The following is a 24,284-nucleotide window of genomic DNA, read 5'->3' on the forward strand; positions in this document are numbered from 1 at the left end:
AGTACTGCTGGTTCGTGAGAAAACAATGAATGGCTTAAAGCCAGCTGTGAAAACGTTTTGCATTAAGGGAGATTGAATGATGACAGAATTGGAAAAAATCATTTCTTATATTGAAAACAATGAAGTAGAAAAGGGGTTAGCCCTTCTTCAAGACGTCAAAAAAATGGCTTCGCCTGAAGAGAAGTTTTTGATTGCCGAAAAGCTGTATGGCTGGGGGCTCGTTGATGATGCGTTAGAAGTAATTGACGAATTGTTGGAATTTTTTCCATTAGAGGGAGAGTTACTCGTATTAAAGGCGGAAATTTTAATTGATCAAGATAATGAAGAACAGGCGATTGAGCTGTTAAATGATATTGAAAGCGATGACCCGATTTATGTGCAGTCTTTATTACTGCTGGCGGATTTATATCAAATGCAAGGGTTAAACGAAGTGAGTGAAAGCAAATTGCTTGAAGCGAAAAAACGTTTGCCAGAGGAACGAGTCATCGACTTTGGATTAGCGGAATTTTATTCGAGCAACGGTCAATTTAGCAAAGCTATCCCGTACTATGAAAAGCTGCTTAAAGCAGGAGAAACGACCTTTAATGCTGTAGACTTGCATCAGCGATTGGCAGAGTGTTTGTGTGCGCTAGGGCAATTTGAAGAATCTATGCCTCATTTTGATAAAGCATTGAACAATAAGCTGGAGATTAATACGTTATTTGAGTATGCCTTTGCAGCTTTACAAGCGGGGTATTATCAAACGTCTATTGCGCGATTTAATGAGTTAAAAGAGATGGATCCTGAATATCATTCGCTCTATCTACATCTTGCTAAAGCATATGAGTCGGAAGAAATGCTTTCGGAAGCATATACGGCGGTTACAGAAGGAATTGCACAAGATGAATTTAATAAAGAACTGTTCATGTATAAAGGAAAAATGGCTTTAAAGCTTCAAAAAGAAGAGGAAGCAGAACAAGCATTTAGACAAGCAATTGCCCTTGATCCCGGCTATATTGAGGCGCTTTTGGCATTGTCTCAACTATTTTTTGCACAAGAGAGATACGAAGATGTCATCGACATTATTCAAGTATCCATAAGCTACAATGAATATGATCCGCATTTTGAATGGGATTTGGCGAAGGCTTACCAACAAACAGAGCAGTATGAAGATGCATTAAAACATTATGAAACAGCATATAATTTATTTAAAGATCAATCCGAGTTTTTGGAAGACTACGGTTATTTCTTATTAGAAGAAGGACAGCGTGGAAAAGCAAAGCAAGTGTTTGAGCAGTTGTTAGAAATGAATCCTGCTTCAACTGAAATTCAAGACATACTTTTTCAATTGGAAGAATAAATAATAGTTCAAAGGATTTCTTTTCATATATGTTGAATATGTATGTTTAAAAGATATTAAAAAAACAGAGGAGGGAAGTAGAGATGGCCACCCCTGTTTCTGTCAACGAGAAAAAAGAGTTTGTCCGCTGGTTTTTAACAAATTACCAGCTGAAGCGCCGTGAAGGTGTATGGATTTTAAACTATTTAATGAGTCATGATCAATTAATGAAGAAGGTACATTTCATCGAACAAGCGCAGTTCTGTCCAAGAGGAATGATTATGTCTACACATTGTGTCGATGATCCCCCGTTTCGTTTTTACAAAGAAAACATTATGACAACAGATGCAGAAAAATCGTTTCACGACATACGCTTAAACAGAGATGAAGATATTTATATTCAATTGAATTTCCGCTCATCTTATTTATCCCCTCAATATGCAGCAGTGCTAGAAGAAAACCCATATATGCCTAAAAATGTGCACACAAATGAGAAAGACCGTGTATTGGCAGAAGAAGTTTTAGAACAGTCGATTCATACTTTTCAGCGAACGAAAATTATGGAATTGATTGATAAGGCGCTGGATAATTATGATGAGGAAGAGTTTAAGCGGTTGACTGATTACTTAAATAAGCATTATCGTACATCGTGAGAAGAAGGGGCCTGAAGAGGTCCCTTCTTCTTTTTTGAGGAAATTTGTGGTATGTTACATACGTATGAAGTTGAGAAGAGGTGGGCGTTTATGAAATGGATAACAAAAGATATGGATGTTTTTTTAAACGAAAAAGACTATGTAGACACAGCTCTCGTTCCTGTCATTCCTTTAAATTTTCATGAGAATGTGAAATCAGCTGCGGCTATGGCTGAATATGTTTCTGCTTTGACGGGAGAAATGGAACGTCAATTTAAAGGGAGACTCATGCTGCTTCCGCCGTTCGCTTATTTGCAAAACAAAGAAATAAAACACTGCCAAGAGGCTGTAACTGAATGGACGAATCATTTATATGCACAAGGGTTCAAACACGTTTTCCTGATGACAAGCGATAGCCAATGGAGAAAAGTAGAGGATGAACTGCAAGCTTCCCTATTATGGATTCCTGCTCTTCCGCTTGAAAATTTAGATGATGAGTATAAGCGGAAAGTGGTTCAAGATCAAATTAAACAAATCATTCCATTATTTATTGAAGCTTGGCAAGGAAACGTTGAATAAAATCAGCCAATCCCCCTATAATAAAAGTAAAAAAATGACAAAATTAGAAAAAGAAACGCGTTTACCAAGTTTAAACCAAATGACTGTATTGACCTTGGATAAATATTGATATATCATGAAAATGTCCTAGTTTTATATGTTCATGGTGTGTCCAATTGGACTCAACTTTTGATAGAGGGGGGAAAAGCATGAGCGAGAAAAAACATCGGGTATCAAGAAGACAATTTTTGAACTATACCCTAACTGGTGTTGGTGGATTCATGGCTGCAGGAATGCTAATGCCGATGGTTCGTTTTGCCTTAGACCCTGTGTTACGCCCAACAGCAGAACAAGATTTGGTTGCGGTTACACAAGTCAAAGACATTACCAATGAGCCACAACGTTTCGACTTTAAAGTCGATCAAGTTGACGCTTGGTACGAATCGGAAGAGCCTAGATCTGCCTGGGTTTACAAGGATGACAAAGGGGAAATTGTTGCATTATCACCAGTATGTAAGCATTTAGGATGTACAGTCAACTGGAACGGAGACAAGAACAATAAAGATATGTTCTATTGTCCATGTCATTTCGGTCTTTACGAAAAGAGTGGAAAAAACGTTCCGGGTACGCCGCCAATTGCACCACTTGATGTTTATGTACAAAAAGTCAAGGATGGCACTTTGTATTTAGGAAAAGCAAAGCCAAAAGGAGGGGCGTAATACATGTTAAATAAAATTTATGACTGGGTGGACGAGCGCCTAGACATTACGCCTTTATGGCGCGATATTGCGGACCATGAAGTGCCTGAGCACGTCAATCCGGCTCATCATTTCTCAGCGTTTGTTTACTGTTTCGGTGGTTTGACGTTTTTCGTAACAGTGATTCAGATTTTATCAGGTATGTTTTTAACAATGTATTACGTACCGGATATTAAAAATGCGTGGGAATCTGTTTATTACTTGCAAAATGAAGTCGCTTTCGGACAAATTGTACGCGGTATGCATCACTGGGGCGCCAGCTTAGTTATTGTTATGATGTTTTTACATACACTTCGCGTATTTTTCCAAGGTGCATACAAAAAACCTCGTGAATTGAACTGGGTAGTCGGCGTTTTGATTTTCTTCGTTATGCTAGGGCTTGGTTTCACGGGTTATTTATTACCGTGGGATATGAAAGCGCTCTTTGCGACAAAAGTAGGTTTGCAAATTGCTGAATCCACTCCATTAATTGGAATGCAAGTTAAGACACTATTAGCTGGTCATCCAGAAATTGTCGGTGCGCAAACATTGACGCGCTTCTTTGCGATTCATGTATTCTTCTTGCCGGGCGCGCTGCTTGGTTTGATGGGAGCACACTTCTTAATGATTCGTAAACAAGGTATTTCTGGCCCGCTATAAAATTCAATAATTTTCAGAAAAGAAAATAATATCGTAATACTCTACAACAAAAGGAGGGGGAAATAGAATGCATCGTGGCAAAGGGATGAAATTTGTCGGAGATTCACGTGTACCAGTGGAGAGAAAACCGAATATTCCGAAAGACTACTCGGAATATCCGGGGAAAACAGAAGCTTTTTGGCCAAACTTCTTGCTAAAAGAGTGGATGGTAGGTGCAGTGTTTTTAGTTGGTTACTTATGTTTAACTGTAGCCCATCCATCACCACTGGAGCGTATCGCTGATCCTACAGATACAGCATATATTCCACTACCAGACTGGTATTTCTTGTTTTTGTACCAACTATTAAAGTACTCATATGCGTCTGGTCCTTATAACGTGATTGGGGCATTCATTATGCCCGGTATTGCGTTTGGTGCTTTGTTGCTTGCTCCGTTCATCGATCGAGGTCCTGAACGCCGCCCTTCCAAGCGTCCGCTTGCAACAGGGTTTATGCTTCTAGCAATTGCTTCTATCTTCTATTTAACTTGGGAGTCTGTTGTGTACCATGATTGGGAAGCAGCAAAAGCTCAGGGGAAAATCGTGAAAGAAGTTGAAATTGATAAAGAGGCTGACGGTTATAAAATTATGGAACAACAAACATGCTTAACCTGTCATGGTGAAAACCTTCAAGGAGGGCCGGCAGCTCCGGCTTTAACAGAAGTGGAACTTTCACCTGAAGAAATCGCTGATGTAGCGATTAACGGACAAGGAAGCATGCCAGGCGGTATCTTCAAAGGAACGGATGAAGAGTTGAAGGCGTTATCAGAATTCATTGCAAATGTTGGAAAACAAGAGTAAAACGTATATGAACCCTCTGCTCATGCTGGCAGAGGGTTTCGTCTATGATAAAAGAAATCGTTGTTTACCTGATGATGAATTGATTGATCGTCATTTTACGGCCCGTCCATACGGGATAACTGAAAAGGAGGGATTAGATGTATTGGATAAAATATATATTAGAGGATAAGCGATTTTTATCGCTCATACTCATAGTCAATATATTAGGCACGATCTATGGATACATTTGGTATGGAAGTCAGTTGGCGGATACGCCTGCCAAGTTTTTATTATTTGTTCCTGATAGCCCGACTGCTAGTTTGTTTTTTGTAATTGTCTTGATTGGCTTGTTAATGAAAAAGAATTTTCCTCTATTTGAAGCATTGGCAATCGTCACGTTATTTAAATATGGGATATGGGCAGTGGTTATGAACATTCTTGTGTATATTGAAACAGGGGTATTGGACCCTATTGCCTTAATGTTAATTCTTTCTCATTTAGGGATGGCTTTTCAAGGGATGCTATATGCCCCTTTTTATCAAATAAAGCCCATTCATTTAATTTTGACAGGGATTTGGACATTACATAACGATGTGATTGATTACGTATTTGGCATGATGCCGCGTTACAGCATGCTTAATGAATATATGCCTCAAATTGGCTATTTCACATTTTGGCTCAGTATGTTTTCGCTTATGTTGGCATATGTGCTGTGCGTTCGAAAAAATGGGCGCACATCTTCTCGTTCGTTGCCTACAATATAGTAGGCTAGTGACATACGAGGTGAGTAATGATGGGGAAAACAACAAAAGACATTCATCCGTCTATTGCCCAGTTTAAGGAATTTGTCAAAAAACATCCTCGGCTTGTAAGAGAAGTTCGGGCAGAAAGAAAGACATGGCAGGAACTTTATGAAGACTGGTACTTATTTGGAGAAGATGATGAGTCGTGGAAGCCGTATCGAGACGAGGAAAGTGAGACAGAAGAAAAACAGCAAGACGGAAAAAATGATTTTTTGGCAAAGCTCATGCAATCTTTGAAAAAGATGGATATGAATGAAGTTCAGTATCATATCTCAAATGTGAATTCAGCTATCACGAATATTCAGCAGGTGATTCAGCAGTTTCAACCGAATAAACCTTCTGGCGGGTCCGGTTCATCTGCCCCTCAACATCCATTCGGATTTAGAAAAGATTAGGGCAGGCAAAAGAGATGCGCAAAAATGTATATGACTATTTGCAATCTAAGCCAAAGCTGATTCAGTTTTTGAGAGAGAAGCCGATTTGGTACCGAAAGTTGACAAGAAATCCAGATGATTTGGAGCAGTTTGAACTTGCTTCGATGCATCATTTTAAGCAAACGATCCCGCACAAAGTAGAAAAGTTCACAACGTCAGTCGAAATGGCTAATATGATGCTGCATATGTACCAGGCAATGAAAAATCAAGGGTAGAGGTTTTAAGAGGCATTGCTGATAAAAAGAATGCAATTAGCAAACACTATACTTAAAGGAGTGATGGTGTTTGCGTATTGCCGTTTTTATTTGTTTGGCAGCGTTTCTTATAGGTGGCTGCAACAACGATAAACCGAGGCCTGAAACAAACGTCGATGTCGTATCCATGGAAGTAGTGGAAGCGGAGAAAGAAGCAATTGAAACGTTAAAGCAATCGTCAAGGCGTTCCATGGTTGTCCACCACCATGTAAGAGGGCAAAATGTATACGTGGAGTGCATTATTAATAATTTTTCCTTTAATGCTTCCAACCAAAATGAACAAAGTAACAAAGGGTATGTTCAACTGTATGTAGACGGCCAAAAGATGAATGTTGTGTCGCAAGCAGCTTTCATCATTAAAAGCCTTTCACCAGGCAAGCATACGGTTAAATTGGAATTGATGAAAAACAAAACGGAGAGCTATGGGGTAAGTGAAACGTTTGAAGTAAGCATTTAACTGAAGAAGCAGAGTGTCTGTGTAAATGGGCTCTCTGCTTTTTTCAGTTATAAATTTTTCATCTAAGCTTGTTTCGTGGTAAAATGAAAAAGGAGGTGAAGCATTTTTTATGCTTGCAACATCAGAAGTAGTTCAATTACTTGACGAAGCGGACAAGGTTGCTCAAATGGTTATTCAATCAGAAGTGGCCGAACATTATCGTCAAAGTTTATATAAATTAAAACAAGATAAAGAAGCACAAACGCTTATTTCAAAATTTGTTTACATGAAAGAACGTTACGAAGAAGTACAGCGTTTTGGTAAATATCATCCTGATCACGGGACGGTTACGAAAAGTATTCGAGAATTAAAACGGGAGGTCGACCTGCATCCGAAAGTAGCGGCCTTCAAGAAATCGGAAAATGAGCTGCAAAAGCTGCTCGATGAAATTAGTATGCTAATTGGCCGTTCAGTATCTGAATATGTCAAAGTGCCGACTGGCAATCCTTTCTTTGATTCGGTATCAAGCTGTGGAGGAGGCTGCGGGTCAGGCGGGAGCTGTGGCTGCAGTACAAACTAAAAAATAGACGTAGTGTTCATTTGGCATAGGCCCATCATAAGATGGATTTGTCTAAAGGCATGTTAGAAAGAAAGATAAAAGGGGATTATTTATGTTTGTGGACCGGCAAGGACTCATTGTGTATATTCATTCTGTAAAACAAGCAAAAGGATTGAGAAGATACGGGAATGTTCACTACGTATCAAAGGATTTAAAATATGCGGTTGTGTATGTGAATATGGATGATGCGGAAGCGATTATGAAAAAGCTTCGTTCTCTTCCTTTCGTAAAAGATGTACAACCATCGTATAAGCCATATTTAAAAACAGAGTATGAAAACTCTAAGCCGGATAAGGCGAAAGAATATGACTATAAATTAGGCATTTAAAAGAGAAAGAGGACGGAGTTTCCGCCCTCTCTCTCTTTTTTTCACTTTTGAATGTAGCTGATGTTAGTTCTCTTATTGCATGAAAGGAATGTAGCGGTTCATTCGAAGGATGCCAATTAAGTGCTGATAATAAAGCTCGCGTTCTGAATAAACAGAAGAAGGCTTTACATCAAGTGCAATAATGTTTTTGTTTAGTTCCGCAGCGAGTTCCTCAAATAGCTCGATTCGTTTGCCCGGTTTTTCAGGTGTATACGTAATTCCTTCACGGCATATGTATAAAGGCTGGAAATCTCCTTGCTTCGTTGGATGAAGGATGACAACGAATGAAGCAGCTGTCTTATGTTCGCTCGTTGTACGGAGCATAATTAAGTGAGCGAGCCGATGTTGGTTGCTTCTAGCAATTTCAAAAAGCTCATATATGTCGGAGTAACCTTCGCCAAGTTCAATAAAACGCTGTATCATAACAAAATCTCCTTTACATCGTACTACCTATTCCTTCATAACTGTATCATTCAAGATGAGGAGAGTAAATAAGAAAAGTGAAGTCACCTTTACTTTTGGCATAAAAAAACCCCGCAACCAATTATGGTGCAGGGCCCTTCCAACGTTGATTGCCAGCTTCTCTTCGGTTGGCAATCAAATTAAGAAGGCAAAGGGAGAGGAGAAACCGGAGGAAGAACTTATGGGGAAACGTAAGTCTTCTCCGCGGTTGGCAACAACATCTATTGATGTTGTTACTACTAAGTATGGCCATTTTTCCCACGCATATACGTCATGCTCTATTTTTTTGTGAAAGTTCAGGTTGCCTAATGCTGGAACGAATAGTGGTTGCTCGTTAAGGTGGCGCTTTCAACTCTTTAAAGATAGAACTTTTGTCGAGAAATGGTAGATGAAAAGGAGAAGTTGAGGAATCATCAAGATTTTGACTAGTCGAATAAAGGATTTTTATGTTAGGATAGGAAAGAATATGTAGTAAACATATGAGGTAGTGATAAGAATGAGAGTAGTATCAGGAAGCTGTAAAGGACGGGCATTAAAGGCAGTGCCAGGAATGACGACACGTCCTACAACAGATAAGGTAAAAGAAGCGATATTTAATATGATTGGGCCATATTTTGATGGTGGCATCGGCATTGATTTGTTTGGCGGAAGTGGCGGTCTTGGAATTGAAGCGTTGAGTCGGGGATTAGACAACATGATTTTTGTGGACCGTGATGGGAAAGCCATCCAAACAATTAAAGCAAATTTAGAGGTTTGTGAGTTTACACACCGAGCGGAAGTCTATCGCAATGATGCGGAAAGAGCCCTTAAAGCCGTCAAGAAACGAGAACTCGTTTTTGATTTAGTCTTTTTGGATCCGCCGTATAAGGCTCAAAAATTGAAAGCGCTTATTGAAATGATTGGCGAACACCAGCTATTGTCTGAAACAGGCATGATTGTAGCCGAGCACGACAATGACGTGAAACTTCCTGACCAAATTGGTGGTTTTGTGAAGGAGAAATTTGAAGTGTATGGGATTACAGCGATTTCTATTTATCGCTATGATAATCAAATGTAAAAAGGTTTTGTTAGAAAAGGGGGAAGCAACATGGGGAGCATTGCAGTTTGTCCAGGCAGTTTCGATCCGGTTACAAATGGTCATTTAGACATTATCAAAAGGGGCTCAAAAGTATTTGAGACAGTGTATGTTGCAGTATTAAACAATGCTGTCAAAAATCCTTTATTTACAGTGGAAGAACGTGTGGAGTTATTGAAAGAAGTCACAAAATCAATTCCAAATGTGAAAGTAGAATCTCATAACGGACTGTTGATGGAGTACGCCAAAAGAAAACAAGCCCATACCATTTTGCGCGGGCTGCGTGCGGTATCGGATTTTGAATATGAAATGCAAATTACGTCTGCGAACCGTGTGCTTGAAAAAAATATTGAGACGCTGTTTATGATGACCAACAATCAATATTCCTTTTTGAGTTCTAGCATTGTCAAAGAATTGGCTAGATATGGAGGAGATGTTTCTGAACTCGTCCCTCCTGTAGTCAAAGAAGCGATGTTGAAAAAGTTTAATTTATCATGATAGAAAAAAGCTTGCCGAAAATCAATGGCAAGCTTTTTCCTTATGGTGTTAATGAACGTTCCATCGCATCATCCGCAAATAGATATAAAGACATAGAAAGAAGATGGTGAGCAAAGGGCCGTAGCTTATGCAAAGCTGTAAGTATTCCTGTAACCATTCAAAGGAGTAAAAAGGAGAGAGCGTCTCGGATCCCGCCGGTTTGACAGCAGGTTGTGCTGATAGTATGTAAGGACTGAGTGGCTTCCATAATAAAAGTGAAAGGATAACAGAGAAGAAGCCATGAAGCAGTCGAGCAATAAAAAAAGGATAAAAACGGATATTAGCCTCTGATAAAATACTGGCAACTTGAGCTTGTACGGAAAAGCCGCTGAACGCTAAAATGAAGCTGACGATGGTAATTTGTTGCCATAAGGATGAATCGGTTACGCTGCTCGTTAGCTGACTTCCAAGCGTAATTTCAAATATGCCTGAGATAAGTGGGAGACTTAATTCAGGTGAGAAGCCAAACAGCGATAAGAGATATGAGAAAAAATGGCTGACAGCTGTTGTAATATTCAACAGAAAAAGTAAACGATTCAATACGGAAAACAAAATGATAAACCCTCCAATCATCAATAAAGTTTGAATGGAGGAAGTGACTGCATCGCCGAGCAGCTGACCTATTGGTCGATTGTCTTTCAGTCGTGTGCTATGCATTTCTTTTAGTGCTGTGCTGAAAGAATATGGTCGTTTATCTCGTTCGTCAGTTCGATCATTGCTGCCGTGGAAGCGCATTAATAAGCCGACGCAAATATTGCCTAAGTAGTGGGAAAGCGCTAAAATGATGCCGACATTGGGGTTTTTAAAGAACCCTACGGCGATGGCTCCGAAAATAAATAACGGGTTGGATGAGTTTGTAAATGACACGAGGCGTTCCGCTTCCGACGCTGTAATGTTTCCGTCTTGGCGAAGTCTTGCTGTTAGTTTAGCACCTGCAGGGAAACCGGAAGCCATCCCCATAGCTAGTACAAATCCGCCAGATCCTGGGACCCGAAATAAAGGACGCATGAACGGTTCGAGTAAAACACCGATGAATCGGACTACCCCAAAGCCGATTAGCATTTCTGAAAAAATAAAAAAAGGCAACAGTGATGGAAATACGACGGTCCACCACATATTGAGCCCGCGAAGTGAGGCATTGAACGCTTCTTTTGGGTAAATAATGAGTGCGCATACTAAGGTAAGAACCGAAACTGCCAGAATGAGCGTTTTAACGAAAGATTTATTCAACCATAATTCCTCCCATCTTTCTTCCATCATGCATTGTCTATAAAAAAATGATAAAATCACAACTAAGGTTCATTCGTACTTCCGTACAAAGTTTGTACATATATTACTATACGAGTCTAGGGGATGGATTTAGACCATAAGAATAACAGAGGGAAGAATACGAAAAGGGAGGCATGAGGATTGGAGCGGCCTAAAGTTGGGTTGGCACTTGGTTCAGGCGGCGCAAGGGGATTTGCCCACCTTGGGGTCATTAAAGCATTGCAGGAGGGTTCTGTGCCAATTGATTATATTGCCGGAAGCAGCATGGGGGCATTAGTCGGAGTATTTTACGGAACGGGTTTGGATATGCAGGATTTATACAAAATTGCCCGGGCGTTCAAACGAAAATATTATTTGGATTTTGCTGTCCCGAAAATGGGATTTATAAGCGGCAATCGGATAAAGGAACTTGTGCGCGTGTTTACACATGGAAAGAGAATTGAAGAATTGACGTTGCCTGTAGCCATTGTGGCGACAGATTTGAAAACGGGGGAAAAAGTGATTTTCCGTGACGGTCCTGCTGCTCAAGCGGTTCGAGCAAGCATCTCAATTCCTGGAATTTTTGTTCCTGAAAAGGTAAATGGGCGTCTATTGGTGGACGGAGGGGTCGTCGATCGTATTCCAGTTTCTGTCGTCAAGGAAATGGGAGCGGACTTTATTATCGGTGTAGATGTTTCCCGTGTGAAAGTTAATGCTGACATCAGTTCCATCTTTGATGTTATTTTACAAAGTTTAGATATTATGCAAGACGAGTTAGTAAAGCATCGTGAAGTCGCTTCTGATGTCATGATTCGTCCACATGTAGAAACGTTCAGCTCTAGAGCGTTTACTAATATTGAAGAAATTATTGCCGTCGGTGAAGAAGAAACACGAAGGCAATTACCTAGAATAAAAATGTTGATTGATCAGTGGAAGGAGAACCAATCGAATGAAATCTAAAATGTATATGGCTGCGCTATCTATTGGATTTATCCTAGCTTTTATCCTTTCTTTTTATCCATTGCCATATTACATCACAAAGCCAGGCATGGCTCAGGAGCTGTCTCCCATTATTGAAGTGGAGGGGGGCTATGAAGAGCAAGGGAGTTTTATGCTGACGACTGTCAGGATGGGAAAAGCGACACCGCTTACGTATGCGTTAGCGCATGTGAAGGATTTTCAAGAAATTTATCCGGTTGAAGAGATTCGTCAAGAGGGTGAAAGTGATAAAGATTATACGTACCGGCAATTGCATATGATGGAGACTTCGCAGGAATCGGCGATTTCTGTCGCCTACCACCATGCGAAAAAAGAAGTGGAGTTCCAAAATCAAGGTGTGTTTGTAATGGGAATTGTTCCTGGGATGCCAGCCGAGGAAACATTGAAGGTGGGCGATCGTGTGTATCAAGTGGATCAACAAAAAATTGAGACGAGTGAACAGTTTGTAGATTATGTCGCCAACAAAAAGGCAGGCGACGAAGTTCGTATCCAGTTTCAACGGGATGAAAAGGAGCGGGAAGCGATAGTTGAAATTGCTCCTTTTCCCAACATGAAAGGAAGAGTCGGGTTAGGAATTACATTGGTCACAGACCGTGAAATGTCCGTAGAACCTCCGATTAAAATGGACACAGAGGAAATTGGAGGGCCATCTGCTGGCTTAATGTTTTCGCTTGAAATCTACAATCAGCTTACGAAAAAAGATATGACGAACGGATATGAAATTGCCGGAACAGGCACGATAGATGACGAAGGGCATGTGGGGCGTATCGGTGGCATTGCTCAAAAAGTCGTGGCAGCTGCCAACTCAGGAGCGGAGATTTTTTTCGCCCCGAATGAAGAAGGGGCAAAAGGATCAAATTATGAAGAAGCAATCGCAGCCGCCGAGAAAATCGATACCGATATGAAGATTGTTCCTGTGGATACATTTGATGAAGCGGTTCGCTACTTGGAAACGTTAGAGCCATAATAATATCAATGGTGATATTTTGAATAAAAGCGATTGAAAGAGACCCGTTAATGAATCTGATAACATTTAGGATTCATTAGCGGGTCTTTGGCATATAAACATTTTGTATATTACGATTAATCCATGAAGATAGGCGGTTTACGGTATTCGTAAAACAAAAACTCGGATTGCATCGGTTCACTTAGTGCAAGGCCGTAAATGCTAGTGGCTTTTACGTCTTGTTCTAAGTGAGGATGATGCAATTTCGAGACAGTCGAAACGAGAGGGAGCTGTAGTTTTTTCTTTTGTTCTCTTAAATAAGTCCTTCCCTTGCTTGTCATTCCGAGAAGCCGGAGGTAGGAGGCTGTTTGTTGTTGGAGAACAGCTTCCATTTGAGTCTTCGTTGTATGCGTCAAAATGTGGACACACATCCTTTGTAGGCGCGTCCATGTAAAGCGCTTGGTTTTAACAGACTGAATGAACTCATGAAATGTACGGCTCTGCTTCACATAATGAAGAAGTCGGTGTTCAATCCCTTCTTCCACCCCATAGATATCGTGCAATTGCTCGGGAGTCATAGAAAGAAGCTTATATTTTAGATAGGGAAAATAATCTTCCCACTGATGAAAAAGTCCGTAAGTGCGAATATAGTCTTGCAAGTAAGTGGTCGTACTTTCAGGCATGTAGCGTTGAACCGTCTGTAAATCCGCATGATCTGAAAAAAGGGATTTCCGGATGCTAGTGGCACTTGTTATCGTAGAGGCGGAAAGCTGTTCATCATGGTAATCCGATTCGATTCGAGCAATAGTATAAGGGGTAATCGGATATTGGTGCCGTATAATCGACTTCATGTAAGCATATCCTAAAATGTTGTTTGGCTTCGATAAATCAAGAAGATCCTTATGAGGACCGATTGCTTTAAAGGCTTCCGCCATGGCTTTCGGATAACTCATCCCTTCTTTTAAAGCATGTTGAACGAGTATGGATACTTGTTCTTCGTGCTCATGATAAAAGCGTTCCGTTTCAACAAAAGTATCGATAGCGCCATGTTCACTTCCGAAGCAAAAACTTTCCACATTTAAAGCGGCGAGGATGGATATGCCTCCACTGGCAAATAAATCAGCTTGTTGAGCGGCAAAGGCGAAAGGCAGTTCAATGACAATATCTGCCCCTCCTGCAAGGGCCATTTTTGTTCTCGTCCATTTGGAGACGAGAGCGGGTTCCCCGCGCTGTAAAAAATGACCGCTCATGACAGCAATCACACAATCAGCGCCTGATGCCTCCCGAGATTGTTGGATATGATAAAAGTGTCCGTTATGAAAAGGGTTATATTCCACAATGATTCCAACTGCCTGCATCATATTCTCCTTTTACTGAAAGTAATGGTGCCTCTGTTAACGGTGGATACGAAAATCGGTCGTTTTCTTGGGAGAAGTGTAAAGTCGTATGCAGCATTAATAGAGGCTGTATTGAATAAAAAATAAATGTTTCTTGGTAAAATGACAAAAAACATGATAAAGTAGTATTCAATGCTTTATACATACTAATTATAGTGTAAAGAAAAAATATTGACAAATAATCCTGACAAAGCTATAATTACCTTTGTTGCCTTGAGGTGATGAAATTGAAATGGTCTGTACATCAATTATATAAGTTACAGCAAAAAGGTCTAAAACTAGACGAGTACGTAGATGTGAGCGACATTAAAGAGGTCGATTCCGAAATTCGCGATATTAAGCCTGTCCATATAGAAGGAAGAGCAGATATTAGCGCATCAAGGGTAACATTTCACTTAACTATTTCAGGTGAGATGATTCTTCCGTGTTCACGTACACTTGTCGATGTACCATACCCGTTCCGTGTAGAAACAACGGAAACATTTTTATTAAAGCCGGTTGATTTTGAAACTGAAGAAGATGTGCATTATGTCAAAGGGGAAGTTGTAGACCTTGATCCAATTATTAAGGAACACATCCTCGTTGAAGTTCCGCTGCAGGTATTCAGTGAGAATCCAGACGCAGAGGAAGCTGCACCTCAATCAGGACGGGGCTGGGAAGTTGTAGCAGAACAAGAGAAGACAAATCAAGTTGATCCTCGTTTAGCGGCATTGCAAGACTTTTTTAAAAAAGATGAAGAAAAGTGAACGAGCGAAGAACCGGCGTATCCGGCCTTCATATAATCAAACTCTTTTAAGGAGGTGGGAATAATGGCTGTACCTTTTAGAAGAACATCTAAAACGAGAAAAAGATTGCGTCGTACGCACTTCAAATTACAAGTTCCTGGTATGGTAGAATGCCCAAGTTGTGGGGAAATGAAACTATCACACCGCGTATGTAAAGCATGCGGAACTTATAAAGGAAAAGAAGTAGTTAGCAAATAATATTTGTTAGCCTTCGGTAAGCACAAGCTCAAAGAGCTTGTGCTTTTCTTTTTGTCTATATAAATCGACAGCCGCTTAGGTGAACCTTTGAGGGGCCATTTAAGTGGTCTGAATAACCATTGGAAATGTTTCTGAATAAAATGAAGCTGTGTCGAGTTATTAAGTGGAATAGATAACATGATGTCCATGTAATGAAAGATTGTCTAGAAAATAGGGAGAAGGAACAAGGAAGATAAACGGAGAATTTATGCAGAAAGGGGGAGAGGGAAGTGAATGATACGAGTTTTACGGTTCATGATGGAAAGTTGGCAGTGTTCAAAATTACCCGTCCGGAACGCCGGAATGCGGTTGATTATACTGTCATGGAGGGGTTGAGTGAGGCGCTTGGCTATGTTAAACAAAATTCGGATATTAAAATGCTGATGATAACAGGAGAGGGGGAGAAAGCTTTTTGTAGCGGAGGAGATCTTCAAGTTTTTCATAAACTAAAATCTAAAGCTGAAGCGTATGAAATGCTTCATAAAATGGGGATGCTTTTATACGAATTGTTAACGTTACCAAAGCCTACAGCTGCGCTACTAAACGGAGTAGCAGTTGGAGGAGGATGCGAGCTGGCGATTGCGTGTGATATTCGTCTTGCTGCAGCGCATAGTAAAATGGGATTTGTTCAAGGGAATCTTGGGATTACGACTGGATGGGGTGGCGGTTCCATGTTAATGGAAAAACTTCTTCCGCAAGATGCACTCACTATGTTATATTCTGCCAAGTTATTTACAGCGGAGGAAGCAAAAGAGATTCGTTATGTGCAGGAAATACTGGCAGGTGAGTGCTTAATGGAGGAGGCACATTCGTATTGTCGAGATATTCTTCGTAAATCTCCAGATGTACTAGCTTCTTACAAACAATTGATGTTAGAGAAGTGGGAGGAAGTCAATATGAAAATGCGAATCCAAAAGGAAATTGAACGGTGTGCCAACCTATGGGAAAGAGAGGAACATCATGAGGCGGTAGACGCGTTCAAAAGTAAAAAACATTAACTAATACATAAGCTATCTTTTGAAATAATGCTTACGAGAACATTTCGTGTAGTCTATCTTTTCTATTAGTTGCATATTCATGTAATAAATCCATTATAGGGGGGATAGGACGATGACTTCTTCTCGTCAAGATGCGTGGACTCAGGATGAGGATTTGTTGTTGGCAGAAGTGGTTCTGCGCCACATCCGTGAGGGAGGGACACAGCTTGCTGCATTTGAAGAGGTAGGAAAAGCATTATCCCGTACAGCAGCTGCGTGTGGTTTTCGGTGGAATTCTTATGTTCGAAAACAGTACAAAGCAGGTATTGAGCTGGCTAAAAAGCAACGAAAAGAGTTAAAAGTGCAGTCTAGCTTTAAAGAATTGTCTAATGAACAAGCGCCGAGAGTCAGTTATGAACAAAATGAATCGTTGTACGAACAGTTGACTTTAGGGGATGTAATCCGATTTTTACAAAAAATAGAACGGGTTCAGTCGGACTCGGGCAGCTTAATAGAACAAAATCAAGGATTGCGAGAAAAAATTGAAGTGCTGGAAAATCAAGTGAACCGACTCGAACGAGAAAAACATCTGTTGGAAACCAATCTGCTTACGGTAGAAGATGATTATAAAGCGTTAATAGAAATTATGGATCGTGCTAGAAAAATGGTGGTATTGGGTGAGGGGGAAAAGGGGAAAAAGATAAATTTTCAAGTGGATAAAAGCAATCACTTGGAGAAGGTTGAAAAATAAAAAGAAACAGCTGATGATGTCATCAGCTGTTTCTTTTTATGAATACTACTTATAATTCGTTTAAACCTTGTGGATGCCAAATGAGCGGGTTTTCACCTAAATCACGATCCATATCATATTTAACAGGTGTAAAGCCCATTTTACTCCAAAACTCACTGGATTTCACACGCGGGCTTGTTTTGATTGGTAAATCAAAAGACTTGGCGAATTCGACTAACGCTTGACCGAACCCTTTTCGTTGATAATCGCTTAATACTTCCAGTTTCCAAAGCTCTAAATAATTTTGGGGAGGATTGAAATATTTATCATACTGCTTATCGCGTTTATATAAGCTCATCCGCGCAACTAAACTGTCTCCGTAGTATATTCCGTAAAATGGAGAGCTGATTTCGTTTTCTGATAAGTTTGCTTGCAACTCTTCCAGCATCGACAACTCTTGAATACCGTATTCTTTAAATTTTTTAAATTCTTCTAATGTTTTATAGTTAATTTTTAAGCGTTTCACTTCTGTTGATACCATTCTATTACCCCCTTGAAATCCTTTTGTAAAGATACCCCAACCTGTTCTCATTATATAATAAAAATAAAAAAAATTCCGCACAAAATGTAGTAAGCGTTTGCAATAAGAAGGAGGGAATGCTGGAAAGATGCAGAAAACAGTACAGGAGGATAGGCAGATATAAAAGAGGGGGAGACAGCTTTGCAAAAAATTTTAATTGCAAACCGAGGAGAGATTGCGCTGCGGATTATTAAAACTTGTCAATCGTTAGGGATTGAAACGGTTGCTGTTTATTCTGATGCCGATGCAAGTCTTCCTTATGTAAAAGAGGCAACAAAGGCTGTGAGAATTGGAGATTCGGCTGTGAAAAAATCCTATTTAAAAGGGGACGCTATTTTGGCCGTCGCGAAAGCAGAAGAGGTAGATGCAATACATCCTGGATATGGTTTCTTATCAGAAAACTGCGCTTTTGCGAAAGCAACCGTAGAACAGGGGATTGTGTTTATTGGGCCATCATTCGAAGTGATTGGTTTGATGAGAGATAAAATGGCTGCGAGAGAAGTGATGAAAAAGGTAGGCATCCCGGTTATTCCAGGTAGTGACAAAGTGGCAACCACTGTTGAGGAAGCTTGTGAGCTTGCCGAGTTAATCGGTTATCCCATTATGTTAAAGGCAAGTGGGGGCGGAGGTGGAATTGGGATGCAACTTTGCTCAGATGAAGAAGAACTGAAAAAAGTATATATATCGGTTAAATCCCGGGCCAAAGCTTATTTTGGGAATGATGAATTATTTATTGAAAAGTATATTGCTAATGCTCGGCATATTGAAGTTCAAATTTTTGGCGATACAAAAGGAAATCTCGTTCACTTATTTGAAAGAGATTGTTCGATACAACGCAGAAATCAAAAGGTAATTGAAGAATCGCCATCCCCGTTTTTGTCAGAGCGCGCGCGGGCGAAAATGTACGAAACGGCAGTCGAGGCAGCGAAGGCTATAGGGTATTATAATGCCGGAACCGTGGAGTTCATTGTAGATGAGAACGAGCAATTTTATTTTTTGAAAATGAACACACGCTTGCAAGCTGAGTATCCTGTTACAGAAGAGATGACGGGGATTGATTTAGTAAAGTGGCAACTTCTTGTGGCGCAAGGCGAGTCTCTGCCGTTAAAACAAGAAGAAATCATCTCGCAAAAACATGCGGTTGAGTTCCGTGTATACGCAGAAAATCCTGTGACATTTTTGCCATCTCCTGGAACGATTCACGCTATGAATTTATGGGAGGAAGCTGGAGTCAGAATTGATAAAGGATACAGACCAGGCACATCTGTAACGCCGTATTATGATTCCATGATCGCCAAAATTATTGTAAGTGGGGAAAGTCGTGCTAAAGTATTAAAAACAGCTCAACATTTTTTTCAACAAGCATCCATTGAAGGGGTTAAAACCAATCTCCCATTATTTGAGCGCTTGCTCCGTGAAGAAGCATTCCAAGCTGGTCGTTACACAACCGCTTATTTATCTCGTGTTTTGCTAACGGTTGAATGACTAATTTTATAAGATAAAGAGAGTAGATGGGATGCGTACAAACGTCATGTCAGAAAAATAATCAAAATACGAGAAAAAACTCGCCTTTAGTGTACGCAACCCTTTTGTTTATCAGTTTAGACCACCTGTATGAAGCAGGGTGTAAAAAATGCTTTCGTACAAAAAGGCCCGTCACTAAATCCTTGCTGTTATTGGATTTGTATGGCGGGTCTTTTCAACGATGTTTCCTTTATAAACGTTTTCGTTTTTGTTAAAATTAGGAGGAGAAATCTGCGACAGAGGTAGGGGAATATGAAAAATATCGCGATTATTGGAGGAGGCTCCGTTGGATTATTGTTTGCTTCTTATCTAACGGAGAATTTTAACGTCACTCTGTATACAAGAACAGCGGCACAAGCGGCTGCCATTACAAGAGAGGGAATTATAAGGACTGTCCAAGAAATGACTTATAAAAGGCATGTCCAAGCCCAACCTTTGTCTGAAGGGCTAGGAAAAGAAGATTTAGTTATCGTGGCGGTCAAGCAATATCATCTTGATAATGTATTAGCCACTTTGAAAACCGGTCTCGATTGTGCTATCCCTATTTTATTTGTTCAGAATGGAATGGGACATATACATAAGTTGGAATCTTCTATACATAAACATATTTTCTTAGGAATTGTCGAGCATGGAGCTTTAAAAATAAGTCCATATGCAATCTGTCATACAGGATTAGGTGTGACAAAGATTTCGTGTCTCAGAGGAGAAAGTGTGCTCATTCAAAGTTTGATGGAGAAGAGCGTGGCTAGTTTTCCTTTTCAGGAAATAAAGGATTGGAAGAAGATGCTCGTTGGCAAGCTAATTGTCAATGCTTGTATCAATCCTCTTACCGCTCTGTATAGGGAGGAAAACGGCCAATTAATTGAGCAACATTTTTACTATGAAAATTTACAAATAGTATTTAATGAAGTGGTCAGAGCGCTTCATGTAAGCAATCGGAAGGATTATTGGGATAAGGTCGTCGATATATGCCGACGGACCGCTCTAAATCGTTCTTCGATGTTAAAGGATATTGAGGCAGGAAGAGAAACGGAAGTGGAGGCCATCTTAGGGTATATCTTGGCAGAAGCAGCGCGTAACGATGTACCCGTCCCGTTAATAAAGTTCTTATATAATGCGATAAAGGGGATGGAAACAAAAAAAGGAGGAGCGCTTTGATGGGGAATATATTAGCTTGGGTTATGGCTACTTTTGTAACGATACCGATCCTTTCATTTTTTATCAGTTACATGATTTCACGAAAGATGACTAAAAATAAAAAAAAGTCGTTTCTCTTTTCAACGGATGTCATGACGCTGTTTTTAATTTTATCCGTCAACTATTTAGCATTGGCTATTTGGGGAGAGTCATTTTTATGGCAAATTATTCTTTTGCTGCTTGTCATTGCGATGATTACACTAGTTCTTCAATGGAAGTTTAGACAAGATATTCAGTTGGGCAAGGTGGCAAAAGGGTTTTGGCGGATTAGCTTTTTTCTATTTTTCGTTGGACATATAGGCTTGACCATTTATGGTCTGATTTTTCGAATTTATTCTATGTAAGTCGTGTGACTAGACGACAGACAAATCAATATGGATAATGAAGCTATATGTTTTGACAAATAACTGAAACATCATTCATGTGATAGTGCCTTCATTCAAGGAATGAAGGCGACATTCCATGCCTAAAAAAAGGAACGTGCCAATAATGTCGTTTTGACCACCATACTTCACTTATGCATATTCAAGGTGTTTGCGGCAAATAAGGCAGGAAAAACAGAGTTGAAGAAAGGGAGTTCTTTCATGGAGATCAAGGATATCTCGTTTCCATCAGCAAATCGTCTGCTTGAAGGATATAAGCGAGGAGAAGATGAGGTAATGTCATTTTTTCATTACAACATCCATGATGAAAAAGTATACAGTAAGCGCATCGATGACTTAGCTCAAGTTAGTTACCCGCGTGAGGAGCTTGCGGCCTATTTGGCGGCCTATAACGAAAAGCACGGAGCTGATGAGCAAACGATGAAAAATATTGCGGCTTTAAAAGATCCGCGCTCCGTTGTTGTTGTTGGAGGTCAGCAAGCAGGGATTTTAACAGGGCCGATGTATACCATTAATAAAGTATTATCCATCTTAAAGCTCGCCAAACAACAAGAACAAAAGTTAAACGTGCCTGTCATTCCAGTATTTTGGATAGCGGGAGAAGATCATGATTTTGCGGAAATTAATCATGTGTTCATCGAAAAAGAGGAATCGCTCGTAAAACGAGGCATCTCTCAAAAAGTTATAGAAAAAAAGATGGCTTCTGATGTAAATATTGATAAAAAAGCGTGTCAAAAGTGGATTGAAGATGTTTTCGGTTCATTTGGAGAAACGGAACATTCTAATCAAGTGTTAACATTAGCTCTCGATAGTTTAGAATCCTCTCATACATATGTAGACTTTTTCGCCAAATTGACGATGAAACTGTTCGCTGGTACGGGTCTTGTATTAATGGACTCCGGTTCGTCAGAGCTTCGAAAAATTGAGTCCACTTTTTTTGTTCACCTAATTGAAGAGAATGAACCATTATCACAATCCGTTCTTCAGCAGCAAGGTTTAGTGGAACAGCAACAGTCGCGTTCCATTCAAGTGGAAGAACAAACGTCCCATTTGTTTTATTATGACGGTGAACGAATTTTATTGGAGCGCCACGGAGATAGGTTCCAAGGGAAAAATGGCGAGGTGTCATTTACAAAAGAAGAGTTGCTTCATATTGCTAGAACATCTCCTGAACTGCTGAGCAACAATGTAGTTACACGTCCCCTAATGCAGGAGTTTTTATTGCCGGTCCTTGCCTTCATTGCCGGTCCAGGTGAAATTGCTTATTGGGCGGAGCTGAAACAAGCTTTTGAGCTGTTTAGTTTGAAGATGCCGCCTATCGTTCCGCGTCTTTCTTATGCAGTTGTTGAACGACACATACATCGTAATGCAGAAGAACTCGGCTTAACCGTTGAGTACATCTTACGCAACGGTATAAAGGGAGAAAGAGAAAAATGGATAGCGGAGCATGTGAAACATCCTTATGACCAGTATTTTGAACAAGCGAAACAAGACATAGAAGTTATTCATGAAACATTGCGTCATCAAGTTCTTCAAGAAGATGAAACCTTTGAAAAAGTACTGGAAAAAAATCGCAATATCTTACAAAATCAATTGGATATCGTAAGAAAAATCGTCGAATCTAAACAGGCGACGAAACATAAAGTGACAATTAAGAAATTTGACGATATTGAACGTGCGCTCGTACCAATGGGAGCGCCGCAAGAGAGAACCTGGAATGTCTTTTATTTCTTGAATAAATATGGGGTGGATTTTGTGTCTTCCTTATCGAAACTCGACGTCGAATTCAATCATAATTTAAAGGTCGTTTATTTGTGAGAAGTCCTGCCTTTAGGCAGGACTTCTTTGTGAATAAAGAGAATTAGGGGAAATAAGGTAGTACATTTCGAACCTGTCAATTTTTATTCTCCCAATATCCTTCACGTTCTCATTTTGATCCATCTCGTTTTAACACCTCAACTGGTCATACGCAACGAAAAGTAGATGCCTGTGAAACCATCCATCAAATTCCCGAAACGCACAATTTATGACAAAAAGTCGAGAATCTTTGTAGAAATTGCTGAAAAAATGTTGAAGTTTGATATATAATAAAAAGGCAGTCTATTTTGTTAGATTTACGGGGAAAATGACCGTTAGTATAAAGAAAAAATGAAATTAACTATCTATATGGATTCGTGTAGGAGAAAGAAGTAGGTGTCAGCATGTTTAAGCATACTACCGTGCTTTTAGAAGAAGCAGCACAAGGGTTAAAGATTGATCCTGATGGCGTATATGTCGATTGCACTCTTGGAGGAGCAGGGCATAGCGAGTACATTGTCAAACAGCTCTCGTCAAAAGGCAGATTAATCGCCTTTGATCAAGACGAAACAGCTATTGAAAATGCAAAAGTTAAATTGAACCCTTATATGGAAAAAGTAACAATTATTAAGAGTAATTTCCGTCATTTACGGGAAAAGCTGATTGAGTATGGGATAGACCATGTGGATGGTGTCTTATTTGACCTTGGAGTTTCTTCTCCGCAGTTAGACACTCCTGAAAGAGGATTTAGCTATCATCATGATGCATCGCTAGATATGAGGATGGATCTTCATGCACCGCTAACTGCTTACGATGTTGTCAATCATTGGTCGTATGAACAGCTCGTAAGGATCTTTTTCCAGTACGGAGAAGAAAAATTTTCAAAGCAAGTGGCTCGTAAAATTGAATCGTACCGAGAACAAAAAGCGATTGAAACAACACTTGAACTTGTGGAAGTCATTAAAGAAGCGATTCCTGCTCCTGCGAGACGGACAGGAGGACACCCTGCTAAACGGATTTTCCAAGCGATACGAATTGCGGTCAATGATGAACTGCAAGTGTTTGAGGATGCGCTAGAGCAAGCGATGGACGTCATTAGACCGGGCGGACGAGTGAGTGTCATTACGTTCCATTCTCTGGAAGACCGTATATGCAAAGCTACCTTTAAGAATGCAAGCACACCGCCGCCGCTCCCTCCTGGAATTCCGATTATCCCGGATGAATTCCAACCAAAGTTTAAATTAGTTACAAGAAAGCCGATCGTGCCTTCGGAGCAAGAGTTAGAAGCGAACAACCGCGCCCGCTCAGCAAAGCTACGAATTATAGAAAAGCTTTAAAAATGTATAGGGCATGCACGGAGATGTCCTCTCTGTGCGAGAGCCCGATTTACTACCGGATAATCGAAAAGGAGGAGAACTGTATGGGGAATTTGGCGTATCAAGTAAAAGAAAAACAGCTTGAGCAGCAAAAACGCGTTCAACAAGTGCGTAAGAAGAAAAAATTTCGCTTTTCCGTCGGCGAGAAGATTTTATATACAGGCTTTTTCGTTGGATTGGTTTTCGGATCTGTTCAAATCGTATCCAATCAATCTGACCTGTATGCTGTAAATGCCGATATTCAATCAATTCAATCAAAAATTAACTCACAAGAGCGCGTCAATAATGAATTGAAGCTTCAAGTGGTGGAATTGAGCACATATGAACGGATTTGGGCAAAAGCAAAAGAGCTTGGATTGGATTTGAACGAGAACAATGTGAAAGTGGTACGGGATTGAC

General features: G+C 40.1%; 30 protein-coding genes. 26 read left to right on the forward strand and 4 right to left on the reverse strand.

The genetic code is table 11. From position 1 onward, the window contains the following. Nucleotides 1–76 precede the first annotated feature (76 nt). From ACXAEO_RS04415 to ACXAEO_RS04470, 12 genes are all read left to right on the forward strand, one after another. Entirely contained in the window at nt 77–1,339 is a 1,263-nt protein-coding gene (locus ACXAEO_RS04415; RefSeq protein ID WP_474878432.1) for a tetratricopeptide repeat protein, read from the forward strand. Between the two features lie 83 nt (nt 1,340–1,422). Then, a complete protein-coding gene (locus ACXAEO_RS04420; protein ID WP_474878436.1) occupies nt 1,423–1,971 on the forward strand; it encodes a ReoY family proteolytic degradation factor in 549 nt (182 codons plus the stop codon). Between the two features lie 90 nt (nt 1,972–2,061). Then, complete coding sequence (locus ACXAEO_RS04425; protein ID WP_474878439.1) at nt 2,062–2,529, forward strand: YpiF family protein; 468 nt, start codon at nt 2,062–2,064, stop codon at nt 2,527–2,529. Nucleotides 2,530–2,717: 188 nt separating this feature from the next. Next, entirely contained in the window at nt 2,718–3,227 is a 510-nt protein-coding gene (locus ACXAEO_RS04430) for a Rieske (2Fe-2S) protein (RefSeq protein ID WP_474878441.1), read from the forward strand. A gap of 3 nt (nt 3,228–3,230) precedes the next feature. Next, the gene (gene qcrB, locus ACXAEO_RS04435) at nt 3,231–3,905 is read left to right on the forward strand and encodes a menaquinol-cytochrome c reductase cytochrome b subunit (protein ID WP_474878444.1); all 675 of its coding nucleotides are present in this window, start codon (nt 3,231–3,233) and stop codon (nt 3,903–3,905) included. A gap of 67 nt (nt 3,906–3,972) precedes the next feature. Then, entirely contained in the window at nt 3,973–4,743 is a 771-nt protein-coding gene (locus tag ACXAEO_RS04440; RefSeq protein WP_474878447.1) for a c-type cytochrome, read from the forward strand. Nucleotides 4,744–4,880: 137 nt separating this feature from the next. Then, the gene (gene lhaT / locus ACXAEO_RS04445; RefSeq protein WP_474878450.1) at nt 4,881–5,486 is read left to right on the forward strand and encodes a lipoprotein heptaprenylglyceryl N-acetyltransferase LhaT; all 606 of its coding nucleotides are present in this window, start codon (nt 4,881–4,883) and stop codon (nt 5,484–5,486) included. A gap of 26 nt (nt 5,487–5,512) precedes the next feature. After that, a complete protein-coding gene (gene ylbD / locus ACXAEO_RS04450) occupies nt 5,513–5,920 on the forward strand; it encodes a spore coat protein YlbD (RefSeq protein ID WP_474878453.1) in 408 nt (135 codons plus the stop codon). Nucleotides 5,921–5,934: 14 nt separating this feature from the next. After that, entirely contained in the window at nt 5,935–6,174 is a 240-nt protein-coding gene (locus tag ACXAEO_RS04455) for a YlbE-like family protein (protein ID WP_474878455.1), read from the forward strand. Between the two features lie 70 nt (nt 6,175–6,244). Next, complete coding sequence (locus ACXAEO_RS04460; RefSeq protein WP_474878457.1) at nt 6,245–6,670, forward strand: hypothetical protein; 426 nt, start codon at nt 6,245–6,247, stop codon at nt 6,668–6,670. A gap of 109 nt (nt 6,671–6,779) precedes the next feature. Continuing rightward, complete coding sequence (locus tag ACXAEO_RS04465; RefSeq protein WP_474878459.1) at nt 6,780–7,229, forward strand: YlbF/YmcA family competence regulator; 450 nt, start codon at nt 6,780–6,782, stop codon at nt 7,227–7,229. A gap of 91 nt (nt 7,230–7,320) precedes the next feature. Next, nucleotides 7,321–7,596: a YlbG family protein gene (locus ACXAEO_RS04470; protein WP_474878461.1), complete on the forward strand. Its 276-nt coding sequence runs from the start codon at nt 7,321–7,323 to the stop codon at nt 7,594–7,596. Between the two features lie 72 nt (nt 7,597–7,668). Here ACXAEO_RS04470 and ACXAEO_RS04475 read toward each other — a convergent pair whose 3' ends face one another. Next, entirely contained in the window at nt 7,669–8,058 is a 390-nt protein-coding gene (locus ACXAEO_RS04475) for a DUF7147 family protein (RefSeq protein WP_474878463.1), read from the reverse strand. 535 nt (nt 8,059–8,593) lie between these two features. On the opposite strand from ACXAEO_RS04475, the gene rsmD reads away from it, so the two are divergent. Together rsmD and coaD are read left to right on the forward strand one after the other, a co-directional pair. After that, entirely contained in the window at nt 8,594–9,154 is a 561-nt protein-coding gene (gene rsmD, locus ACXAEO_RS04480) for a 16S rRNA (guanine(966)-N(2))-methyltransferase RsmD (RefSeq protein WP_474878466.1), read from the forward strand. 30 nt (nt 9,155–9,184) lie between these two features. Then, a complete protein-coding gene (gene coaD / locus ACXAEO_RS04485) occupies nt 9,185–9,670 on the forward strand; it encodes a pantetheine-phosphate adenylyltransferase (protein ID WP_474878468.1) in 486 nt (161 codons plus the stop codon). 48 nt (nt 9,671–9,718) lie between these two features. Here coaD and ylbJ read toward each other — a convergent pair whose 3' ends face one another. Further along, a complete protein-coding gene (gene ylbJ, locus ACXAEO_RS04490; protein ID WP_474878470.1) occupies nt 9,719–10,939 on the reverse strand; it encodes a sporulation integral membrane protein YlbJ in 1,221 nt (406 codons plus the stop codon). 180 nt (nt 10,940–11,119) lie between these two features. Between ylbJ and ACXAEO_RS04495 the strand changes: the two genes are divergently transcribed. Further along, nucleotides 11,120–11,917 (forward strand): patatin-like phospholipase family protein, encoded by a 798-nt coding sequence (locus tag ACXAEO_RS04495; protein WP_474878473.1) that lies wholly within the window; start codon nt 11,120–11,122, stop codon nt 11,915–11,917. After that, the gene (locus ACXAEO_RS04500) at nt 11,907–12,923 is read left to right on the forward strand and encodes a SepM family pheromone-processing serine protease (protein ID WP_474878475.1); all 1,017 of its coding nucleotides are present in this window, start codon (nt 11,907–11,909) and stop codon (nt 12,921–12,923) included. The genes ACXAEO_RS04495 and ACXAEO_RS04500 overlap by 11 nt, the downstream gene beginning before the upstream one ends. 116 nt (nt 12,924–13,039) lie before the next feature. Here ACXAEO_RS04500 and ACXAEO_RS04505 read toward each other — a convergent pair whose 3' ends face one another. Beyond that, nucleotides 13,040–14,260 (reverse strand): nucleotidyltransferase, encoded by a 1,221-nt coding sequence (locus tag ACXAEO_RS04505; RefSeq protein WP_474878477.1) that lies wholly within the window; start codon nt 14,258–14,260, stop codon nt 13,040–13,042. A 266-nt stretch (nt 14,261–14,526) separates the two neighbouring features. Here ACXAEO_RS04505 and ACXAEO_RS04510 point away from each other — a divergent pair, with 266 nt between their 5' ends. From ACXAEO_RS04510 to ACXAEO_RS04525, 4 genes are all read left to right on the forward strand, one after another. After that, the gene (locus tag ACXAEO_RS04510) at nt 14,527–15,045 is read left to right on the forward strand and encodes a YceD family protein (protein ID WP_474878480.1); all 519 of its coding nucleotides are present in this window, start codon (nt 14,527–14,529) and stop codon (nt 15,043–15,045) included. 63 nt (nt 15,046–15,108) lie between these two features. Beyond that, nucleotides 15,109–15,282, forward strand: coding sequence for a 50S ribosomal protein L32 (rpmF, locus tag ACXAEO_RS04515; protein WP_474878482.1), 174 nt, complete (start codon nt 15,109–15,111; stop codon nt 15,280–15,282). 269 nt (nt 15,283–15,551) lie between these two features. Continuing rightward, nucleotides 15,552–16,319: an enoyl-CoA hydratase/isomerase family protein gene (locus ACXAEO_RS04520; RefSeq protein WP_474878485.1), complete on the forward strand. Its 768-nt coding sequence runs from the start codon at nt 15,552–15,554 to the stop codon at nt 16,317–16,319. A gap of 112 nt (nt 16,320–16,431) precedes the next feature. Next, on the forward strand, nt 16,432–17,049 hold the full coding sequence (locus ACXAEO_RS04525; RefSeq protein ID WP_474878487.1) for an RsfA family transcriptional regulator: 618 nt from the start codon (nt 16,432–16,434) through the stop codon (nt 17,047–17,049). A gap of 49 nt (nt 17,050–17,098) precedes the next feature. On the opposite strand, the gene ACXAEO_RS04530 is transcribed toward ACXAEO_RS04525, so the two are convergent. Beyond that, nucleotides 17,099–17,569: an N-acetyltransferase gene (locus ACXAEO_RS04530; protein WP_474878490.1), complete on the reverse strand. Its 471-nt coding sequence runs from the start codon at nt 17,567–17,569 to the stop codon at nt 17,099–17,101. A 180-nt stretch (nt 17,570–17,749) separates the two neighbouring features. Between ACXAEO_RS04530 and ACXAEO_RS04535 the strand changes: the two genes are divergently transcribed. From ACXAEO_RS04535 to ftsL, 6 genes are all read left to right on the forward strand, one after another. Next, nucleotides 17,750–19,093: an acetyl-CoA carboxylase biotin carboxylase subunit gene (locus tag ACXAEO_RS04535; RefSeq protein ID WP_474878492.1), complete on the forward strand. Its 1,344-nt coding sequence runs from the start codon at nt 17,750–17,752 to the stop codon at nt 19,091–19,093. 291 nt (nt 19,094–19,384) lie between these two features. After that, complete coding sequence (locus tag ACXAEO_RS04540) at nt 19,385–20,290, forward strand: 2-dehydropantoate 2-reductase (RefSeq protein ID WP_474878494.1); 906 nt, start codon at nt 19,385–19,387, stop codon at nt 20,288–20,290. After that, nucleotides 20,290–20,673, forward strand: coding sequence for a DUF3397 domain-containing protein (locus ACXAEO_RS04545; protein ID WP_474878497.1), 384 nt, complete (start codon nt 20,290–20,292; stop codon nt 20,671–20,673). Before ACXAEO_RS04540 ends, ACXAEO_RS04545 begins: the two co-directional genes overlap by 1 nt. Before the next feature lie 240 nt (nt 20,674–20,913). Continuing rightward, complete coding sequence (gene bshC, locus ACXAEO_RS04550) at nt 20,914–22,530, forward strand: bacillithiol biosynthesis cysteine-adding enzyme BshC (RefSeq protein WP_474878499.1); 1,617 nt, start codon at nt 20,914–20,916, stop codon at nt 22,528–22,530. Nucleotides 22,531–22,913: 383 nt separating this feature from the next. After that, on the forward strand, nt 22,914–23,846 hold the full coding sequence (gene rsmH, locus ACXAEO_RS04555) for a 16S rRNA (cytosine(1402)-N(4))-methyltransferase RsmH (RefSeq protein ID WP_474878501.1): 933 nt from the start codon (nt 22,914–22,916) through the stop codon (nt 23,844–23,846). A gap of 83 nt (nt 23,847–23,929) precedes the next feature. Further along, nucleotides 23,930–24,283: a cell division protein FtsL gene (ftsL, locus tag ACXAEO_RS04560; protein ID WP_474878504.1), complete on the forward strand. Its 354-nt coding sequence runs from the start codon at nt 23,930–23,932 to the stop codon at nt 24,281–24,283. The last annotated feature ends 1 nt before the right edge of the window (nt 24,284 follow it).

The sequence above is a fragment of the Bacillus sp. ABA4_010 genome, assembly GCF_056159105.1.

Bases quoted from the DNA above. Each gene is read 5' to 3' on its own strand.
- ACXAEO_RS04425 (WP_474878439.1), top strand. From the start codon at position 2,062: ATGAAATGGATAACAAAAGATATGGATGTTTTTTTAAACGAAAAAGAC.
- ACXAEO_RS04465 (WP_474878459.1), top strand. From the start codon at position 6,780: ATGCTTGCAACATCAGAAGTAGTTCAATTACTTGACGAAGCGGACAAG.
- rpmF (WP_474878482.1), top strand. From the start codon at position 15,109: ATGGCTGTACCTTTTAGAAGAACATCTAAAACGAGAAAAAGATTGCGT.
- bshC (WP_474878499.1), top strand. From the start codon at position 20,914: ATGGAGATCAAGGATATCTCGTTTCCATCAGCAAATCGTCTGCTTGAA.
- ACXAEO_RS04415 (WP_474878432.1), top strand. From the start codon at position 77: ATGATGACAGAATTGGAAAAAATCATTTCTTATATTGAAAACAATGAA.
- ACXAEO_RS04430 (WP_474878441.1), top strand. From the start codon at position 2,718: ATGAGCGAGAAAAAACATCGGGTATCAAGAAGACAATTTTTGAACTAT.
- ACXAEO_RS04545 (WP_474878497.1), top strand. From the start codon at position 20,290: ATGGGGAATATATTAGCTTGGGTTATGGCTACTTTTGTAACGATACCG.
- ACXAEO_RS04525 (WP_474878487.1), top strand. From the start codon at position 16,432: ATGACTTCTTCTCGTCAAGATGCGTGGACTCAGGATGAGGATTTGTTG.
- ACXAEO_RS04540 (WP_474878494.1), top strand. From the start codon at position 19,385: ATGAAAAATATCGCGATTATTGGAGGAGGCTCCGTTGGATTATTGTTT.
- ACXAEO_RS04420 (WP_474878436.1), top strand. From the start codon at position 1,423: ATGGCCACCCCTGTTTCTGTCAACGAGAAAAAAGAGTTTGTCCGCTGG.
- rsmH (WP_474878501.1), top strand. From the start codon at position 22,914: ATGTTTAAGCATACTACCGTGCTTTTAGAAGAAGCAGCACAAGGGTTA.
- qcrB (WP_474878444.1), top strand. From the start codon at position 3,231: ATGTTAAATAAAATTTATGACTGGGTGGACGAGCGCCTAGACATTACG.
- lhaT (WP_474878450.1), top strand. From the start codon at position 4,881: ATGTATTGGATAAAATATATATTAGAGGATAAGCGATTTTTATCGCTC.
- ACXAEO_RS04505 (WP_474878477.1), bottom strand. From the start codon at position 14,260: ATGCAGGCAGTTGGAATCATTGTGGAATATAACCCTTTTCATAACGGA.
- ACXAEO_RS04475 (WP_474878463.1), bottom strand. From the start codon at position 8,058: ATGATACAGCGTTTTATTGAACTTGGCGAAGGTTACTCCGACATATAT.
- coaD (WP_474878468.1), top strand. From the start codon at position 9,185: ATGGGGAGCATTGCAGTTTGTCCAGGCAGTTTCGATCCGGTTACAAAT.
- ACXAEO_RS04440 (WP_474878447.1), top strand. From the start codon at position 3,973: ATGCATCGTGGCAAAGGGATGAAATTTGTCGGAGATTCACGTGTACCA.
- rsmD (WP_474878466.1), top strand. From the start codon at position 8,594: ATGAGAGTAGTATCAGGAAGCTGTAAAGGACGGGCATTAAAGGCAGTG.
- ylbD (WP_474878453.1), top strand. From the start codon at position 5,513: ATGATGGGGAAAACAACAAAAGACATTCATCCGTCTATTGCCCAGTTT.
- ACXAEO_RS04530 (WP_474878490.1), bottom strand. From the start codon at position 17,569: ATGGTATCAACAGAAGTGAAACGCTTAAAAATTAACTATAAAACATTA.
- ACXAEO_RS04500 (WP_474878475.1), top strand. From the start codon at position 11,907: ATGAAATCTAAAATGTATATGGCTGCGCTATCTATTGGATTTATCCTA.
- ACXAEO_RS04455 (WP_474878455.1), top strand. From the start codon at position 5,935: ATGCGCAAAAATGTATATGACTATTTGCAATCTAAGCCAAAGCTGATT.
- ftsL (WP_474878504.1), top strand. From the start codon at position 23,930: ATGGGGAATTTGGCGTATCAAGTAAAAGAAAAACAGCTTGAGCAGCAA.
- ACXAEO_RS04470 (WP_474878461.1), top strand. From the start codon at position 7,321: ATGTTTGTGGACCGGCAAGGACTCATTGTGTATATTCATTCTGTAAAA.